The sequence below is a fragment of the Monashia sp. HAY1-2A genome (assembly GCF_056755315.1).
On record NZ_JBNDHY010000384.1, the window covers coordinates 1 to 277 of the forward strand.

Annotated in this window: 1 protein-coding gene; it reads left to right on the forward strand. The window is 59.9% G+C overall.

Translation table 11 applies throughout. The annotated features are described in order from the left end of the window. Positions 1-22: 22 nt before the first annotated feature. On the forward strand, positions 23-277 hold a 255-nt coding region (locus ACPYOM_RS22405), incomplete at its 3' end, for a hypothetical protein (protein WP_481347649.1).

Sequence of the window (277 nt, forward strand, 5' to 3'; positions counted from 1 at the left end):
GCCACTGGTCGAGGTGAAAGACGTGAATCGCTTTGTAAAATCGGGTTTGTCCCTTGCTGCTGCCGTGCTTGCGTTAACCGCTGTCGCACCCGTTGCGGATGCGCAGCAGTTTGGCCGCCGCGAGCGCGGTGTCGTCATGGTAACCCCGGACGGCGCCATCATTGAGTACGTGCCGCCCGGCGCTGACGTCTATTATACACGCGATCGCAACGGCAACCGCGTCTTGGTCGATAGATATGGCAACGTCGTCGCGACCGAAATGCAGGCCCGCAACTAT